This window comes from Pseudolysinimonas sp., from assembly GCF_051954455.1.
In the GTDB taxonomy this organism is placed as follows: Bacteria; Actinomycetota; Actinomycetes; order Actinomycetales; family Microbacteriaceae; genus Pseudolysinimonas.
On the sequence record NZ_JBQCHS010000012.1, the window covers coordinates 125,586 to 141,796 of the forward strand.

Annotated in this window: 15 protein-coding genes; 9 read left to right on the forward strand and 6 right to left on the reverse strand. The window is 73.6% G+C overall.

Translation table 11 applies throughout. From position 1 onward, the window contains the following. Positions 1-3 precede the first annotated feature (3 nt). The 6 genes from ligA (at position 4) to ACTHM3_RS04600 (ending at position 8,461) form a co-directional block, all read left to right on the forward strand. The gene (gene ligA, locus ACTHM3_RS04575) at positions 4-2,445 is read left to right on the forward strand and encodes an NAD-dependent DNA ligase LigA (RefSeq protein ID WP_440404911.1); all 2,442 of its coding nucleotides are present in this window, start codon (positions 4-6) and stop codon (positions 2,443-2,445) included. A gap of 229 nt (positions 2,446-2,674) precedes the next feature. Then, positions 2,675-4,153 carry an alpha/beta hydrolase gene (locus ACTHM3_RS04580; protein WP_440404912.1) on the forward strand — a complete coding sequence of 493 codons (1,479 nt, stop codon included), beginning with the start codon at positions 2,675-2,677 and terminating at the stop codon, positions 4,151-4,153. A gap of 22 nt (positions 4,154-4,175) precedes the next feature. Continuing rightward, entirely contained in the window at positions 4,176-4,475 is a 300-nt protein-coding gene (gene gatC / locus ACTHM3_RS04585; RefSeq protein ID WP_440404913.1) for an Asp-tRNA(Asn)/Glu-tRNA(Gln) amidotransferase subunit GatC, read from the forward strand. Between the two features lie 38 nt (positions 4,476-4,513). After that, a complete protein-coding gene (gene gatA, locus ACTHM3_RS04590; protein WP_440404967.1) occupies positions 4,514-5,998 on the forward strand; it encodes an Asp-tRNA(Asn)/Glu-tRNA(Gln) amidotransferase subunit GatA in 1,485 nt (494 codons plus the stop codon). 7 nt (positions 5,999-6,005) lie between these two features. Beyond that, positions 6,006-7,514, forward strand: coding sequence for a mannitol dehydrogenase family protein (locus tag ACTHM3_RS04595; protein ID WP_440404914.1), 1,509 nt, complete (start codon positions 6,006-6,008; stop codon positions 7,512-7,514). Continuing rightward, the gene (locus tag ACTHM3_RS04600) at positions 7,511-8,461 is read left to right on the forward strand and encodes a carbohydrate kinase family protein (RefSeq protein ID WP_440404915.1); all 951 of its coding nucleotides are present in this window, start codon (positions 7,511-7,513) and stop codon (positions 8,459-8,461) included. The genes ACTHM3_RS04595 and ACTHM3_RS04600 overlap by 4 nt, the downstream gene beginning before the upstream one ends. Before the next feature lie 36 nt (positions 8,462-8,497). Here the strand turns inward: ACTHM3_RS04600 and ACTHM3_RS04605 are convergent, their stop codons facing one another. From ACTHM3_RS04605 to ACTHM3_RS04620, 4 genes are all read right to left on the reverse strand, one after another. Beyond that, positions 8,498-8,854 (reverse strand): hypothetical protein, encoded by a 357-nt coding sequence (locus ACTHM3_RS04605; RefSeq protein WP_440404916.1) that lies wholly within the window; start codon positions 8,852-8,854, stop codon positions 8,498-8,500. Positions 8,855-8,994: 140 nt separating this feature from the next. Beyond that, positions 8,995-9,510, reverse strand: coding sequence for a hypothetical protein (locus ACTHM3_RS04610; RefSeq protein ID WP_440404917.1), 516 nt, complete (start codon positions 9,508-9,510; stop codon positions 8,995-8,997). 86 nt (positions 9,511-9,596) lie between these two features. Then, complete coding sequence (locus ACTHM3_RS04615) at positions 9,597-10,349, reverse strand: class I SAM-dependent methyltransferase (RefSeq protein WP_440404918.1); 753 nt, start codon at positions 10,347-10,349, stop codon at positions 9,597-9,599. A gap of 322 nt (positions 10,350-10,671) precedes the next feature. After that, a complete protein-coding gene (locus tag ACTHM3_RS04620; RefSeq protein WP_440404919.1) occupies positions 10,672-11,904 on the reverse strand; it encodes a DUF222 domain-containing protein in 1,233 nt (410 codons plus the stop codon). A 117-nt stretch (positions 11,905-12,021) separates the two neighbouring features. Between ACTHM3_RS04620 and gatB the strand changes: the two genes are divergently transcribed. Then, positions 12,022-13,536: an Asp-tRNA(Asn)/Glu-tRNA(Gln) amidotransferase subunit GatB gene (gatB, locus tag ACTHM3_RS04625; RefSeq protein ID WP_440404920.1), complete on the forward strand. Its 1,515-nt coding sequence runs from the start codon at positions 12,022-12,024 to the stop codon at positions 13,534-13,536. Between the two features lie 16 nt (positions 13,537-13,552). Here the strand turns inward: gatB and ACTHM3_RS04630 are convergent, their stop codons facing one another. After that, a complete protein-coding gene (locus tag ACTHM3_RS04630; protein ID WP_440404921.1) occupies positions 13,553-13,963 on the reverse strand; it encodes a MarR family winged helix-turn-helix transcriptional regulator in 411 nt (136 codons plus the stop codon). A gap of 63 nt (positions 13,964-14,026) precedes the next feature. Here ACTHM3_RS04630 and ACTHM3_RS04635 point away from each other — a divergent pair, with 63 nt between their 5' ends. Continuing rightward, positions 14,027-14,815: an alpha/beta fold hydrolase gene (locus ACTHM3_RS04635; RefSeq protein WP_440404922.1), complete on the forward strand. Its 789-nt coding sequence runs from the start codon at positions 14,027-14,029 to the stop codon at positions 14,813-14,815. Here the strand turns inward: ACTHM3_RS04635 and ACTHM3_RS04640 are convergent. Beyond that, positions 14,812-15,633, reverse strand: coding sequence for an alpha/beta fold hydrolase (locus ACTHM3_RS04640; RefSeq protein ID WP_440404923.1), 822 nt, complete (start codon positions 15,631-15,633; stop codon positions 14,812-14,814). The genes ACTHM3_RS04635 and ACTHM3_RS04640 overlap by 4 nt on opposite strands. A gap of 105 nt (positions 15,634-15,738) precedes the next feature. On the opposite strand from ACTHM3_RS04640, the gene ACTHM3_RS04645 reads away from it, so the two are divergent. Next, positions 15,739-16,206 (forward strand): hypothetical protein, encoded by a 468-nt coding sequence (locus tag ACTHM3_RS04645; RefSeq protein WP_440404924.1) that lies wholly within the window; start codon positions 15,739-15,741, stop codon positions 16,204-16,206. Positions 16,207-16,211: the final 5 nt, after the last annotated feature.

Here is a 16,211-nt window from a genome sequence, read left to right on the forward strand (position 1 = left end):
GGCATGGCCCGAGGACGCGGAGCAGCCCCCGAACCCGAGCAGGTCCCCGAGTCCACCGCCCCGGATCTCGCGGCGGCGAAGGCCGAGGCCGACCAGCTGACCGGCCGCATCCTCGGGGCGCGCGACGCGTACTACGGCCGCGACACGCTCCTCGTCGACGACGCCGAGTACGACGGGTGGATGCAGCGCCTCGAGACGCTGGAGCGGCTCTTCCCCGAGCTGCAGAGCCAGGACTCGCCGACCCAGAGCGTCGGCGCCGCGCGCAACACGCTCTTCGCGCCCGTGGTGCACGCCGAGCCGATGCTGAGCCTCGACAACGTGTTCAGCCGCGACGAGTTCCTGGCCTGGGCCGCGAAGGTGGAGCGCGACGCCGGTCGGCGGGTCGACTACCTCTGCGAGCTCAAGATCGACGGGCTCGCCATGAACCTCCGCTACGAGAACGGGGTGCTCGTCAGCGGCGCGACGCGCGGCGACGGCATCACGGGGGAGGACGTGACGGAGAACGTGCGTCGGATCGCGTCGATCCCGCAGCGACTCGACACCCCGAACCCGCCCGCACTGGTCGAGGTCCGGGGCGAGGTCTTCCTCCCGGTCGCCGCCTTCGATCGTCTCAACGAGCTCCAGGAGCAGCTGCGCCGGCGGGCCGCGGAGGAGCAGACGGCCCGCGGGGTGGATCGCGAGAAGGCCGAGCTGAGCGCCTCGCGTCGGTTCGCGGCGTTCGCGAACCCTCGGAACGCGGCGAGCGGCGGCCTCCGCCAGCAGCTCGACAAGAAGTCCGGCCTCGAGCTCGAGGGTGCGGTGGCGCGTCTGGGGTCGCTCGAGCTGTACGTGCACGGGATCGGCGTCTGGTCCGACGCGTCGATCGGCACGCAGTCGGGCGTCTACGAGGTCCTCAAAGGCTGGGGCCTGCCGACGAGCCCGTACTTCGAGGTGCGCCCGGACGCCGAGGGCGCCGCCGCGTACATCGCGCACTACGGCGAGAACCGGCACGCGGTCGAGCACGAGATCGACGGCGTCGTCGTCAAGGTCGACGAGCTGGCCCTGCACTCCGAGCTCGGCGCGACGACCCGCGCGCCGCGCTGGGCCATCGCCTACAAGTACCCGCCGGAGCAGGTCAACACGAAGCTGCTCGACATCGTCGTCTCGATCGGCCGCACCGGCCGGGCGACGCCGTTCGCCCAGATGGCGCCCGCGCGCGTGGCGGGCTCGACGGTGCGGCAGGCCACCCTGCACAACCAGGACCAGGTCAAGGCCAAGGGCGTGCTGATCGGCGACACCGTCGTGCTGCGCAAGGCGGGCGATGTGATCCCCGAGGTGCTCGGGCCCGTCGTCGAGCTGCGCGACGGCTCCGAGCGCGAGTTCGTCATGCCGGAGTTCTGCCCGGTCTGCGGCACGCGCCTCGCGCCCGCCAAGGAGGGCGACATCGACCTGCGGTGCCCCAACACCCGGGCCTGCCCGGCGCAGGTGCGCGGGCGGGTGGAGCACGTCGGATCGCGGGGTGCGCTCGACATCGAGGGGCTCGGCGAGGTCGGTGCGTCGGCGCTCACCCAGCCGGACGTGCCGTCCACCCCGCCCCTCGACACGGAGGCCGGGCTGTTCGAGCTCACCCTCGACGACCTCCTGCCCATCGAGGTCGTCGTCCGCGACGTGGAGACGGGCCTCGTCAAGGAGGACAAGGACGGAACGGTGCACCGTCGTGCGCCGTTCCAGAAGGTCAGCCTCGAGTACCCGCCGGAGGCGGCGGGACTCGACCCCGCCGAGCGGCGGCGGGCCGGGTTCAAGAAGGATTTCCGGGTCATCCAGCCGAGCGAGGCGGCGCTCAAGCTCGTCGACGAGCTCGAGAAGGCGAAGACCAAGGACCTCTGGCGCCAGCTCGTCGCGCTCAGCATCCGGCACGTCGGGCCGGTCGCGGCGCGCGCGCTCGCGTCGTACTTCGGGTCGCTCGCGGCGATCCGCGCGGCGTCGCGCGAGGAGCTCGCGGCCGTCGAGGGCGTGGGGCCGATCATCGCCGACGCGCTCCTCGAGTGGTTCGAGGTCGACTGGCACCGCGAGATCGTCGAGCGCTGGGAGCGCGCCGGGGTGCGGTTCGCCATCCCGGGCCACCCCGGGCCGGGGCATGCGGCTGCGGCCGGCGGCCCGCTCGCCGGCCTCACCGTCGTCGTGACGGGGGCGATCGAGGGATTCAGCCGAGAGGGCGCGCAGGAGGCGATCCTCGCCGCGGGCGGCAAGGCCGCGTCGAGCGTCAGCAAGAAGACCGACTACGTCGCGGCCGGGCCGGGCGCCGGGTCGAAGCTCACCAAGGCGGAGGAGCTCGGGCTCCGCATCCTCGACGCGGCGGAGTTCGCGGCGCTCCTCGCGGGCGGCCCGGCGGCGGTCGGCGACGGGGCGGCGGACGGACCGGTGGACGACGACGTCTCCCCGCAATCGGGGGACACGACCGCCTGATCGGCGAGCCCCGAGATCACGGGCGACACGCCGTCGCGTGTCCTCCGATGTGGGGCCACGGCCCCGGATCGACCTGAAAATCGGCTGAATCCACGACACTCGGAAGAATTCTTCCTCCGAGTCCCCCTTTCGGGGTGCGTATTGCCCCTATATTTGGGGGCGCACCCCTACGGATTCCGACTGGGCGGAAGCTCCGGGTGCGCACGGCCCTGACGAGGGGATACCCGACGTGCTGGTGGACGTCACAGCTTTGCTGTCCTCGGCGAACCCGAATTCGGTCGCCGAGGCCTTCAGCGTGCTCGCGTCCGCCCCGCGGACGGCGGTCGTGCAGACCGTCGTGCTCCCCGTCGCGCAGCAGGAGTTCCACGCCGAGCTGGACCGCGCATCCGCCGTCGTGCTGCAGCCGGCCGCGGCCCTGCCCGTCGCGGCCCAGCCCGTCGCCGTCGAGCCCGTCGCGGCCTCGGGCTCCTCGACGACCGACGGCACCGCCGTCGACCCCGTCACCGGACCGCGTCCCGCCTCCATCGTGGTGGCCCAGCCCGCGCGCGTCCCGGCCTCCCAGCTGCCGTCGATGCGCGGACTCCCGCTCCTCCAGCAGCTCGGCCTGCTCAGCCGCGCTCAGCTCGTCGACTTCGCGGCGAAGCACGGCGACGTCCTCGCGACCCTGAGCGCCCGCCCGCAGGCCGCCGCCGACGTCAGCGCGTGGTGGACCGGCGTGCCGGCCGCCGAGCAGAAGAACCTGCTCTCCGCGGTCCCGCGGCTCGTCGGCAACCTGGAGGGCGTGCCGTACAGCGTCCGCGACCGCGCGAACCGCACCTCGCTCTCGCAGGCGGAGGCGACCGTCCGCGCCGAGCTGAAGGCCGGCCAGGGCCGCGCGGCGTCGGACGAGCTCGCCCGCCGGCTGCACATGCTGGAGCAGGTGCGCGCTTCGCTCGCCGGGCCCTCCGGCGACGCCGCCCGCGAGCTGATCAACCTGGACCCCGACGGCGACGGCACCGCGGTCGTCACCGTGGGCGACGTGACGACCGCCGACTACGTGGGCTACCTGATCCCGGGCATGCTCTCGAGCGTCGACACCCAGATCGTGAAGTTCGCCGCGAGCGCGCAGCAGATCGTCGACGACCAGAACCGGATGCTCCGCGAGCTCCACCCGGCCGACTCGGCGGAGCCCGCGCCGACCGCCGCCGTCGTCGCATGGATCGGCTATCGGACGCCCGACATCTCCAACGTCGGAACGCTCGCCCTCGCCGAGCAGGCGCAGAAGAAGCTGACCGCGTCGGTCGCGGGTCTGCGCGCCGGACGGGTGGGGCACGAGCCGTTCATCTCCCTCATGGCGCACTCCTACGGCTCCACCGCCGCGCTCCTCGCGCTGCAGTCCGGCGGCCTCTCCGTCGACGCCCTCGCGATCGCCGGATCGCCCGGCAGTCCGGCGCAGAACGTGTCGCAGCTGTCGGTGACCGACGGCAACGTCTGGGTCGGCGCCGCGTCGTGGGATCCGGTGCCCGCCACGGGCGCGTTCGGCAGCCACCCGACGTCCCCCTCCTACGGGGCGCACCGGTTCGGCGTCGACGGCGCGACCGACCCGCTGACGGGGCGGAAGCTCGCTGCGGCGACCACCCACATCGACTACTTCGTGCCCGGCACCGAGTCGCTGCGCAACATCGAGCTGATCGGCATCGACCGGGGCGACCTGGTCCTTCGCGGCTGAGCGCGCCTCCTAGGCTGGAGGCATGTCCGAGATCACCCCCGATGTCGTGCGTCATCTGGCGACGCTGGCCCGGATCGGCCTCGACGACGAGGAGATCGAGCGGCTCACCGGCCAGCTCGGCGCCATCGTCGACGCGGTCGCGACCGTGGGCGAGGTCGCGACGCCCGACGTGCCGGCGACGAGCCACCCGATCCCGCTCGGCATGGTCACCCGCGCCGACGTGCCGGGCGAGACCCTGACGCCGGACCAGGCGCGCGGCGGCGCCCCCGAGCGCGACGGCGACTTCTTCAAGGTCAGCTCGATCCTGGGGGAGGAGCAGTGAGCGACGTGCGCCCGGACATCACCGCCTCCGCCTCCGCGATGGCCGAGGCGCTCGCCGCGGGCGAGGTCACGAGCGTCGAGCTCACCCAGGCGCACCTGGACCGGATCGCTGCCGTCGACGGCGACGTCCACGCGTTCCTCCACGTCAACGCCGGCGCGCTCGATGCCGCCCGGGCCGCCGACGCCCGTCGTGCGGCGGGGGAGGACGTCCAGCCGCTGACCGGGGTGCCGGTCGCCATCAAGGACGTGCTCTGCACCCTCGACATGCCGTCGACCGCCGGGTCGAGGATCCTCGAGGGCTGGGTGCCGCCGTACGACGCGACCACGGTCGCGAAGCTCCGTGCGGCCGGGCTCGTGCCGCTCGGCAAGACCAACATGGACGAGTTCGCGATGGGCTCGTCGACCGAGTACTCGGCCTACGGCGCCACCCACAACCCGTGGGACCTCGACCGGATCCCGGGCGGATCCGGCGGCGGCTCCGCGGCGGCGGTCGCGGCCCTCGAGGCCCCGCTCGCGCTGGGCTCCGACACCGGCGGCTCGATCCGTCAGCCGGGCGCCGTCACCGGCACGGTCGGTGTGAAGCCCACCTACGGCGGGGTCTCGCGCTACGGCGCGATCGCGCTGGCGTCCTCGCTCGACCAGGTCGGACCGGTCACCCGGACCGTGCTCGACGCGGGCCTCCTGCACGACGTCATCGGCGGCCACGCCCGCCGCGACTCGACGAGCATCCCCGACGCGTGGCCGTCGTTCGCCGACGCCGCGCGCGCCGGCACCCGTGACGGGGCGGTGAAGGGCCTCCGCATCGGCGTGATCTCCGAGCTGTCGCAGGAGGCGCAGGGCTTCCAGCCGGGCGTGCTGCAGCGCTTCCGCGAGTCGCTCGAGGTGCTCGAGCGCCAGGGCGCCGAGATCGTCGAGGTGAGCGCCCCGAACTTCCAGTACGCGATCGCCGCGTACTACCTGATCCTGCCGGCGGAGGCGTCGAGCAACCTCGCCAAGTTCGACTCGGTGCGCTTCGGGCTGCGGGTCACCCCACCCGGCGGCGGCACCGTCGAGGACGTCATGTCGGCCACCCGCGAGGCCGGCTTCGGCCCCGAGGTGAAGCGGCGCGTGATCCTCGGCACCTACGCGCTGTCGGCCGGCTACTACGACGCGTACTACGGGAGCGCGCAGAAGGTCCGCACGCTCATCCAGCGCGACTTCGCGGCCGCATTCGAGCAGGCGGACGTGCTGGCCACACCGTCGGCGCCGACCACCGCGTTCAAGCTGGGCGAGAAGGTCGACGACCCGCTGGCCATGTACCTCAACGACCTGACGACGATCCCGGCGAACCTCGCGGGCGTGCCGGGCATCTCCCTTCCCTCCGGGCTCGCGCCGGAGGACGGGCTGCCGGCCGGCATCCAGTTCATGGCCCCGGCCCGGGAGGACGCCCGGCTGTACACCGTCGGTGCGGCGCTCGAACAGGCGCTCGTGGACGCGTGGGGCGGGCCGCTGCTCGCGCAGGCGCCGGCGCTGGGATCGCGGTAGCGGCACCATGACCGCCTCCGTCGTCGACGTCGACTACGACCGCTCCGAGATCTCGGTCGGGATCCTGCACTTCGGGGTGGGCAACTTCCACCGCTCGCACCAGGCGATGTACCTCGACCGGCTGCTGCGGGATCCCGCGACGTTCGGTGCCGCGCGCGACTGGGGCATCTGCGGGGTGGGCGTGCTGCCCGGCGACCGGGCGATGCGCGACGCGCTCGCCGGCCAGGGGTTCGAGTACACGCTCGTGGAGCGGCACCCCGACGGCGCGGCGCCGGCGACCCGGGTCGGCTCGATCGTCGACGTGCTGCACGCACCGGACGACGTGGAGGCGGTGCTCGAGCGTCTCGCCGACCCGGCCGTGCGGATCGTGTCGCTCACGATCACCGAGGGCGGATACAACATCTCCGACGTGACGGGGGAGTTCGACGTCGCGAATCCCGCGATCGTGGCCGACGCGGAGGCGTTGCGCGGTGATCACGGTGCGGGTGCGGGTGCGGGTGCCGGCGATCCGGCCACCGTGTTCGGCCTCGTCGTGGCCGGTCTGCGGCGGCGTCGCGAGCGCGGGGTGGCCCCCTTCACCGTCATGTCGTGCGACAACATCGAGGGCAACGGCGAGGTCGCCCGCCGCACGTTCACCGCGTTCGCGCGGCTGGTCGACGCCGAGCTCGCCGCGTGGATCGAGCGCGAGGTCGCGTTCCCGAACTGCATGGTCGACCGGATCACCCCGGTCACGACCGACGCCGACCGGGCGTGGGTGCGCGAGAACTACGAGCTCGACGGCGCCCCCGTCGACGACGCCTGGCCGGTGCTCTGCGAGGACTTCGTGCAGTGGGTGCTCGAGGACGAGTTCCCGCTCGGCCGCCCCGCGTGGGAGACCGTCGGCGTGCAGCTCGTCGACGAGGTGCGCCCGTACGAGCTCATGAAGCTGCGGCTGCTCAATGCGTCGCACCAGGCGCTCGCGTACAGCGGGCTGCTCGCCGGGTACGAATTCGCGCACGAGGGCGCCGGCGATCCCGCGATCGCGGCCTACCTACGCGCCTACATGGATCGCGAAGCGACCCCGACCCTCGACCCGGTGCCGGGCGTCGACCTCGACGCGTACAAGGACCGGCTCATCGAGCGGTTCGCGAACCCGTACGTGCGCGACACGCTCGGGCGTCTGGCGACCGACGCCTCCGACCGGATCCCGAAGTGGCTCGTGCCGGTGATCCGCGAGCTGCGGGAGCGCGGGGCGGCGACCCCGCTCAGCGCCTCGATCGTCGCGGGCTGGGCGCGCTACGCCGAGCGCGTGGTCGGCGGGGACGACGCCCTCCCGTTCCGCGACCGGCAGGAGCCGGCCGTGCGCGACGCGGTGGCGCGGATGACGGAGGAGCCCGTCGGCTTCCTGCGGAACCCGGACTGGTTCGCGGCGCTCGCCGACGATCCCGGGTTCGTGGCCGAGTTCCTCGCGTCCCTCGGCGCATTCCGCGACGCGGACGATCCGCGACCCGAGCTGCGGCGGCTGGTCGGGACGTGACCGAGCGGGCCGTGACCGAGCTGGGCGCGATTGGCCAGGGCGCGACCGGCCCGCGCTTCCTCGTCGTCGGCGAGGCGCTCGTCGACGTCATCCACGGTGCGGACGATGCGATCGCGCACCCGGGAGGCAGCCCCACGAACGTCGCGGTCGGTCTCGCGCGGCTCGGCCACGAGGTGAGCGAGCTCTGCTACCTCGGCGAGGACGAGTACGGCGAGCTGCTCCGGCGTCACCTGCGCGACAACGGCGTGCGGGAGCAGTCCGGGGCGCTGACCGCGCCCGCCACCTCCGTCGCCGACGTGCACCTGAGCCCGTCGGGCGACGCGCGCTACGACTTCGCGGTGACCTGGGACGCGCCGACCGCGCTCGACTGGACCGGGATCGACGTCGTCCACACCGGCTCCATCGCGATCGCGCTGCAGCCGGGCGCCGGGCACGTGCACGAGCTGCTCGAGAACCGCCCCGCGAACGTGCGGCTGACCGTCGACCCGAACGTGCGGCCGGCGTTCCTGCCGCGCGAGTTCGCGGTGGCACGGATCGAGCCGTTCCTCCGCCTCGCCGACGTGGTGAAGCTGAGCGAGGAGGACGCGGAGTACCTCTACCCGGGGCTGTCGCCGCAGGGGGTGCTCGACCACCTGCTCGGGCTCGGCGCCACCATCGCGGCGATGACCCGCGGCGGGGACGGCGCCGTGCTGGCGACCGTCGACGCCCGCGTCACGGTGCCGGCGCTCGCGGACCGCGTGGTGGACACGGTCGGAGCGGGGGACAGCTTCATGGCGGCGCTGATCTCCGCGGTCGCGTCGTCCGGATCGTGGGACCCGTCGCGCGAGGAGCTGCAGGAGTTCGCCCGGTTCGCGGCGCGCGCTTCGGCGATCACCGTCTCCCGCGCGGGCCCGGATCTCCCGACCCGCCCCGAGCTGAGTGACGCCGCGCCCGAGCGGGTCGAGTAGCCGCGACGCGCCGTATCGAGACCGGCCGTCCCGCTCTCACCGCACCAGGTGCAGCGCTTCCCACGTCGCGTCGAGCGACTCCTTCGCCCCGACCTCGAAGCCGTTGCGGTCGGCGACCTCCTCGAACGCGTCGAGGTCGATCGCGGCGTCCTTCGGGAACATGATCCAGAGATGAGCGGCCGACGAGGCCGACTCGACGTCGGCGATCCGCAGCTCGAGCTGCTCGAGGTCGTCGCCGAACGCGAGGACGATGTCGGCGTCGGCCGGGTCGTCGACCAGTTCGACGTCGGGCAGCGGCTGGATCGTCTCCTCCGCGTCCTGGTCGGCTCCGATGACGGCGACGCGGTCACCGGGATGGATCTGCAGGCGTTCGGCCACGGTCTCGACGGTCATGCATCCAGTCTGAGCGCGCCCCGGAGAACGGCGGCGGTCTGCTGATGGAACTGTCAGCGGGCGCCGTCGGTCGGCGCGAGCCCGTCAGCGCCGGCCCGTCAGCGCGTGCCTGTCAGCACGAGTCCGTCAGCACCGGCCCGTCAGCACGAATCGGAGAAGACGCGCAGCGGGCGGTCGGGGTCCGCGACGTTCAGCACGGCCGATGCCGCGCCCCGCGGGTCGCCGTCGCGCACGTAGGCGCGCTCCGACTCGAGCGCCTCGCCGGCGAGGACGGGACCGCTCTCCAGCCAGATGCTCGCGTTCCACGAGCCGCGGAGCGCGGGACGCAGCAGCTGCGGTCCGTCGACCACGAGCACGTCGCCCCCGGCACCGCGGAAGGACGCGATCTCGGCACGCGCCGCGTCGGGCGACTCACCGCTCCCGCCGGCACGCGCCGCACGGCGCCCGAGCTCGCCGACCGCCTCCGCGAATGCGTTTGCGACCGCGCGGGTGGTCGCGGCCTCGGGCCCGGTCACCGCGACCGCTACCGGACCGCGCGGGTAGTGCTGCAGGATCTCGCGCGCGAGTCCGGCGTAGAACTCGGCGGTGGGCCCGGTGGTGGATCCCGTGGTGGACCGTGCGGGGGACTCGGTGCGCAGCTCGTCGGTACCGCTCATGCCGCCACTCTGCCACCGCGTCCGTCGGTGCGCCGGGCGATGCGGGCCGCGCGCAGACGGTCGCGAGGCTCAGACAGTCGCGAGGCTCAGACGGTCGCCACGGCGAGCCACGCCGTCGCCTCGATCGCACCGGGTCCGTCGTGGAGCCGCTCCACGCAGTGCCGGCGCAGCTCCCCTTGCGCGGCCGGGTCCAGGGACGCGACGTACGCGGCTGCGGCCGGGTCGGCGAGCACGTGACCGCACCACCAGTCCTCGGGGTCGTCGTAGGGCAGGTGCACGCGAAGCGATCCGCCCTCGACGTGGTCCATGCCGGCGTCGGCGAGGAGCTGCTCCAGGGCGCCGCGGCACGCGCCGGGGAGCGTCGACCCGTCGCTCAGGTCGGGGTCGAGTTCGCCGGCGACCTCCCAGAACAGCGAGAGCGGTGCGCGGTGCCCGGCGAGGTCCCAGACCGTCGCGGCGACGTGGCCGTGCGGGGCGGCGACCCGCGCCATCTCGCGGAGGTTCGCGACCGGGTCGGCCATGCGGTGTACGACGAGCTGGGCCGCCACCAGCCCGAAGACGTGATCCGGAAACGGGAGCTCGCGTCCGTCGCCCGGGTGCACCTCCAGCCCCGGCAGTCGCGCCGCGAGCGCATCGGCCTCGGAGGGTGTCGACGCCATGGCCGCGACCGCGTCGATGCCGAGCGCGTCGACGAGCGGCTCCGTGAGGGCCCCCGTGCCGGCGCAGACGTCGAGGGCGTGCATCGCCGGCCGCGGTGCGAGCCGGGCGAGGAACACACCGGCGAGCCTGTCCGCCCAGGGGGCTGCGCTCCCGGCCTGGTCGTCGTCGACTTCGAACATGCTTCAGCGTCGCATCGGCGTGTTTCGGCCGTGTTGAGGGCTGTCGAGAGTCGTGTTTCAGATCGGGGCGGCCCCGGATCCAGCCCCGCAACCTGCGCCCGTCGTCAGCGCTCCGCGATCGTCGGCGGACACTTCGAACGTCACGCGCGGCCTCCGCGACGCCGCCGCACCGACCACGTCTCCGACCCCGTCGCCGACCCCGCCGCCGACCCGATCGCAGACCGCCCCGGCCCGATGAGGTGACGCGCACCGTCGCTCACGCGGCGAGCCTGCCACTCGGCGGCTCGCCGCGCGAGAGTCCCGCCCCGCTCGCACACCCCCGTCACGCGCTCACCGCGTATCGTCGCGCCAACGCACCTTTCGGCGGCGCGTCCACCGGTCGCTGCGCCGGATCCACCGACCGCGGCGGCACGACCGCATACCGCGCGCCGTCGCGCACCACCCGCCACCCGTTGTTGTGCGCGAGTAGATGGTGATGTCGACAGAGCAGCACGCCGTCGGCCACGTCGGTGCGCCCCTCGTCGCGATACCAGTGCCGGACGTGATGCGCCTCGCACCAGGAGGGCGGCCGATCGCACCCCGGGAACCGGCAGCCGCCGTCGCGCGCGGCCAGCGCGATCCGCTGCCGCGCCGTGAAGAGCCGTTGATCGCGCCCGACGTCGAGCGGCTGTCCGTCGCGGTCGAACGCGATCGGCACCACCCCCGTCGCGCACGCGTGCCGCTCGACCGTCGCGATGGAGACTCCCGCGGTCTGCCCCTCGAACTCGCCCGAGCCGTGCCGCGACTCGAGGTCGGTCAAGGTCACGTGCACCCTCACAGACGGCCGGTGCGCCCCGAGGACATCCTCCGCGCCCGCCGCCGATCCGATGCGCACCAGTTCCACGAGTGCGTCGGCCGCCACCTGCTCGAGCGTGCGCTCGTCGGCTGCCGCCAGCGCCTCATCCCGGGCGCGATCGGCGGGGTCGACGAACCGCACCCCGCGTCGCGGCGAGGTCGCCGCATCCACCGCCGCGGCCACCACGGCCGCCGACTCCGGATCGAGCAGCCCGGAGACCCGCGTCATCCCATCCGCCTGCGGCGTCAGATGCAGGTACCGCCGCTCCCGCAGCTCCGCCTCGCGTTCGGCGACGCCGGCTCGGTCGAGGTCGTCGCGGAGGCGCCGCGCGTGGGCGGCGAGCCGGTCCGGCGGGAGCGAGCCGGCATCCCGGATCAGCTGCTCCTCGAGTGCGGGCGTCTGCACCGCGCGGATGACGTCCGCGGCATCAAGCGACAGCGAGCCGGCAGACACGGCCGCCGCGACCGGCCCGCTCAGGCCGCCCACGCGCACCATGACGCCCGCGTCGTGCGCCGAGACGCGCGCGACCTGCTGCACCAGCCGCTCGGCCGTCCGCGCCCCGAGCCGCTGCGCCAGCCCCTCGTGCCCGAGCTCACGCCGCGACCGGTGCGCGATCTCCGCCGCCACCGCCGCGAGCTCCGCGTCGAGCCGCCGCCGGTCGAGCGCGAGCGCACGCTGACGATCGAGCAACTGCCGATCGTCGAGCGCCGCGAGGTCCATGGGTCCATTCTCGACCTTCGAACATATGTTCGGTAGTAGAAGAAGTCGGCGCGGGAGCGCCTGGGGAGGGATCGCGGCGGACGACCGCCCCCTCTCCGCGCAAATAGGATCGAACCCATGGCCCAGGCGGATCTCATGGACTTCGACAAGGCCCTCGAGCTGTACGAGCCGGTGCTCGGCTTCGAGGTGCACGTCGAGCTGTCGACGAAGACGAAGATGTTCTCGGATGCGCCCAACCCGGCCAACAGCGAGAACGAGTCCGCGGGGCCGAACACGCAGATCACGCCCGTCGACCTCGGGCTCCCGGGCAGCCTTCCGGTGGTCAACGAGACCGCCGTCGAGTATTCGATCTCGCTCGGCCTCGCGCTCGGCTGCAGCATCGCGAGCAGCAGCCGCTTCGCCCGGAAGAACTACTTCTACCCCGATCTGGCGAAGGACTACCAGATCAGCCAGTACGACGAGCCGATCGCCTTCGAGGGCTCCGTCGAGGTGGAGCTGGAGGACGGCTCCGTCTTCACCGTGCCGATCGAGCGCGCCCACATGGAGGAGGACGCCGGCAAGCTGACCCACGTCGGCGGCTCGACCGGCCGCATCCAGGGCGCTGAGTACTCGCTCGTCGACTACAACCGCGCGGGCGTGCCGCTCGTCGAGATCGTGACGAAGCCGATCATCGGAGCCGAGGGGCGCGCTCCCGAGGTCGGCAAGGCCTACGTGTCGACCATCCGCGACATCGTGCGCGCCCTCGGCATCAGCGAGGCGCGCATGGAGCGCGGCAACCTGCGCTGCGACGCGAACGTCAGCCTCCGCCCGCGCGGGCAGGAGAAGCTCGGCACCCGCACCGAGACCAAGAACGTCAACTCGATGCGCTCCGTGGAACGCGCGGTGCGCTACGAGATCCAGCGCCAGGCCGCGATCCTCGCCGCCGGCGGCACGATCACGCAGGAGACCCGCCACTGGCACGAGGACACCGGCACGACGTCGCCGGGGCGCCCGAAGTCGGACGCGGACGATTACCGCTACTTCCCCGAGCCGGACCTCCTTCCGATCGAACCCGACCCGAAGCTCATCGAGTCGCTGCGGGCGACCCTGCCCGAGGCGCCGGCCGTCCGACGTCGACGATTGCGCGACGCGTGGGGCTTCACCGACCTTGAGTTCCAGGACGTGCAGAACTCCGGCCTCCTCGTCGAGGTGGAGGAGACGGTGGCCGCCGGCGCCGCCCCCGCCCAGGCCCGCAAGTGGTGGACCGGCGAGATCGCCCGCCTCGCGAATGCGCGGAACGCCGAGCCGGCCTCCCTCATCACCCCGCTCGCGGTGTCGGAGATCGTGGCGCTCGTGGAGTCGGGCGAGTTGACCGACCGCCTCGCCCGCCAGGTCGTCGAGGGCGTCATCGCGGGGGAGGGGACGCCCGCCGAGGTGGTCGCCGCCCGCGGCCTCAAGGTCGTCTCGGACGACGGCGCGCTCATCGCGGCGATCGACGAGGCGCTCGCGCAGCAGCCCGACGTGCTGGAGAAGATCCGCGACGGCAAGGTGCAGGCCGCCGGCGCGGTCATCGGCGCGGTGATGAAGGCGATGAAGGGCCAGGCCGACGCGGCGCGCGTGCGGGAGCTCGTGCTGGAGCGGGCGCAGGCCTGACGCACCCGCGCGGCGCTCACCCCTCGAGCAGCCGCGCGAGCATCCCCGCGAGCGCCTCGCGCTCGTCGGCACCGAGCGGAGCGAAGTGCTCCGCGAGCACGCCGTCGAGGATCCGCTGCCCCGCCGTGTAGACCCGCTCACCCTCCGCGGAGAGCTCCGGACGGATCGCGCGCCCCGCTCCGCTCTGGCGGGTGATGAGCCCCCGCGCCTCGAGCCGGGCCGCGAGCGTGCCGAACGCCTGGTCAGTCTGGAAGGTCAGGACGGCGAGGCCGTGCAGCGACGCGCCCGGATTCGCGTGGAGGTGGCGGAGCGCATCCCACTGGACGAGCGTCACGTCGAGGGGGCGCAGGGCCTCGGTCGCCGTGCGGTGCTGCTTGGCCTGCACGCGCTTGACCGTGAGCCCGAGCTCGGAGAGGGATGTCGCCACGGGCACCACCGTAGCGCAGAAGTCAGCTTGTTTATATAAGCATGTTGATATAGCCTGACCGCCATGACGACCCCGCTCACCCTCACCGTCCCCACCTCGCGCGGCGACGTGCCCCTGACCGCCGACGAGCGCGGCGACGGCCCCGCGATCCTGCTCCTGCACGGCGGGGCCGGCCCGGTCTCCGTCACGGGATTCGCCGACCTGCTCGCCGAGCGCACCGGCTCCCGCGTCATGGTGCCGGTGCACCCGGGCTTCGGCGGAACCGAGCGCCCGGAGCACCTCGACTCCGTCGCGGGCCTCGCAGAGCTCTACGCGGGCCTGCTCGACGCGCTCGACCTCACCGACGTCACCGTGATCGGCAACTCGATCGGCGGATGGATCGCGGCCGAGCTGGCGCTGCGGCGCTCGCCCCGCGTGGGCCGCCTCGCGATCGTGAACGGCGTCGGCATCGAGGTGGAGGGCCACCCGGTCGCGCAGGCGTCGTCGCCGGCCGAGCTCGCGCAGCTCGCGTGGCACGACCCGTCGAAGGCGACTGTTCCCGACCCGGCCGCGCTTCCGCCGGCGGCGCGCGACATCCTGCTCGGCAACCAGGCCGCGCTCGCCGTCTACGGCGGCGGGATGACCGACCCGACCCTGCGGGAGCGGCTCGCGGCGGTCGACGTACCCGCGCTCGTGGTGTGGGGCGAGTCGGACCGCATCGCGGATGCCGACTACGGTCGCGCCTACGCCGCCGCGATCCCGGGCGCGCGCTTCGAGCTGCTCGAGCGCACCGGGCACGTGCCGCAGCTCGAGACCCCCGAAGTGCTGCTCGCGGCGCTGGAGGGATTCCTCCCGCAGGCGGTCGCGCGTTAGGCGGCCTCGGTGAGAACCGGCTCGGCAACAACCGGCTCCACGGCCGGTTCCTCGTCGGCGGCCGGGGTGTCGGCCGTCAGCGCCGCGATCACCCGCACGGCGTCGGCGATCGCCTCCGGGTGGACGAGGTGGATGTTGTGGAACCCGTCGCGCGTGTCGGTCACGTGGATCGCGCGCCGGGTGGTCGTCGCGGCGGGCCGCTCGAGCCGCCGGGTGAGGCTGCGGCTGTGCACGACGGCGATCGGCGCGCTCGTCGGGGTGAGGCCCGCCGCGCGCGCGGCGGTGGGGACGACGGCCGCGAGCTCCGCGGCGGCGGTGCCGTCGGCGATCCCGCGTCGGATCTCCGCGCACCAGGCGGCGTAGCCCTCCGCGCCGAGCTCCTGCCGCAGCGACCGCTGCCGGGGCACGAACCGCACCGCGTCGCGGTCGAGGAGCACGCATCCGAGCGGCGTCCGGGCAAGCGGCTTCGCGAGCCGCAGCCCCAGGGCTGCCGACCCGAGCACGGTGCGGGCCATCGGCGAGGCGGCGGCCCGGGAGGAGGTCGCGTCGACGAGGACGAGCCCCGCGACGGGCCGGGTCGCGTAGCCCGCGGCGAGGCGGGCGAGGAGGCCGCCGTAGGAGTGCCCGATCACGATCGGCGGCACCGGCTGCGCCTCGATGACGGCCAGCAGCTGGGCGACCGGGTCGGTGCCGGTGACGCGACGGGGGACCTCGATGGGGTGGGCTCCGTCGAGCGCCCGTGCCACGAGTTCCCACGATTCCGGCACATCGGCCGCGCCATAGGAGACGACGATCGGGGCGGCGGGCGAGCTCTCCATGACCGCAGAATGCTCGCCCCGGATCAGAGCGAGGACGGTCGATCGTAAGGAGACGGTAAGAATCGCGGCGGAGGGGTGCGCGGGTGCGCGCTAGGTTCGGCTGACATGACGGAGGAGCTCGCACCGCTGCTGATCCGCTCGTGGCGCACCCCGACGCTGGAGCGCGATCTCCGCGACGCCGGCCCGATGTTCGGCGACCCGGAGGCGGTGCTGCGCGGGATCCCGGAGCGGCTGTGGATCCGCATCGACGACGCCGGCGTGGCGCTGCTGCCATCGTCAACCGGGCCGGTGGTGCTGCGGATCCCGGCTGACCGGATCACGAACCTCGCCGTCGCGCCCGGCGACCGCCCGCGGCACGAGGAGCGGGTGCTCAACGGCCTCGACCGCTGGGCGATGATGTTCACCTGGGGGATGGGGCGCGTGACGTGGCTGCGCCTCGTCGTGCGGGCGAAGCGCGACGACGGGACGATCGCGGAGCTGCACCTGCCGGCGACCGAAACGCTCGGGGTGTCGAAGTGGGCGGGGCGGTTTCGTCCGCAGAACTGGCCGATGCTGCGGAAGGCGGAGTGGTGATGGGT

Bases quoted from the DNA above. Each gene is read 5' to 3' on its own strand.
- ACTHM3_RS04595 (WP_440404914.1), top strand. From the start codon at position 6,006: ATGACCGCCTCCGTCGTCGACGTCGACTACGACCGCTCCGAGATCTCG.
- gatA (WP_440404967.1), top strand. From the start codon at position 4,514: ATGGCCGAGGCGCTCGCCGCGGGCGAGGTCACGAGCGTCGAGCTCACC.
- gatB (WP_440404920.1), top strand. From the start codon at position 12,022: ATGGCCCAGGCGGATCTCATGGACTTCGACAAGGCCCTCGAGCTGTAC.
- ACTHM3_RS04645 (WP_440404924.1), top strand. From the start codon at position 15,739: ATGACGGAGGAGCTCGCACCGCTGCTGATCCGCTCGTGGCGCACCCCG.
- ACTHM3_RS04620 (WP_440404919.1), bottom strand. From the start codon at position 11,904: ATGGACCTCGCGGCGCTCGACGATCGGCAGTTGCTCGATCGTCAGCGT.
- ACTHM3_RS04615 (WP_440404918.1), bottom strand. From the start codon at position 10,349: ATGTTCGAAGTCGACGACGACCAGGCCGGGAGCGCAGCCCCCTGGGCG.
- ACTHM3_RS04635 (WP_440404922.1), top strand. From the start codon at position 14,027: ATGACGACCCCGCTCACCCTCACCGTCCCCACCTCGCGCGGCGACGTG.
- gatC (WP_440404913.1), top strand. From the start codon at position 4,176: ATGTCCGAGATCACCCCCGATGTCGTGCGTCATCTGGCGACGCTGGCC.
- ACTHM3_RS04610 (WP_440404917.1), bottom strand. From the start codon at position 9,510: ATGAGCGGTACCGACGAGCTGCGCACCGAGTCCCCCGCACGGTCCACC.
- ACTHM3_RS04640 (WP_440404923.1), bottom strand. From the start codon at position 15,633: ATGGAGAGCTCGCCCGCCGCCCCGATCGTCGTCTCCTATGGCGCGGCC.
- ligA (WP_440404911.1), top strand. From the start codon at position 4: ATGGCCCGAGGACGCGGAGCAGCCCCCGAACCCGAGCAGGTCCCCGAG.
- ACTHM3_RS04605 (WP_440404916.1), bottom strand. From the start codon at position 8,854: ATGACCGTCGAGACCGTGGCCGAACGCCTGCAGATCCATCCCGGTGAC.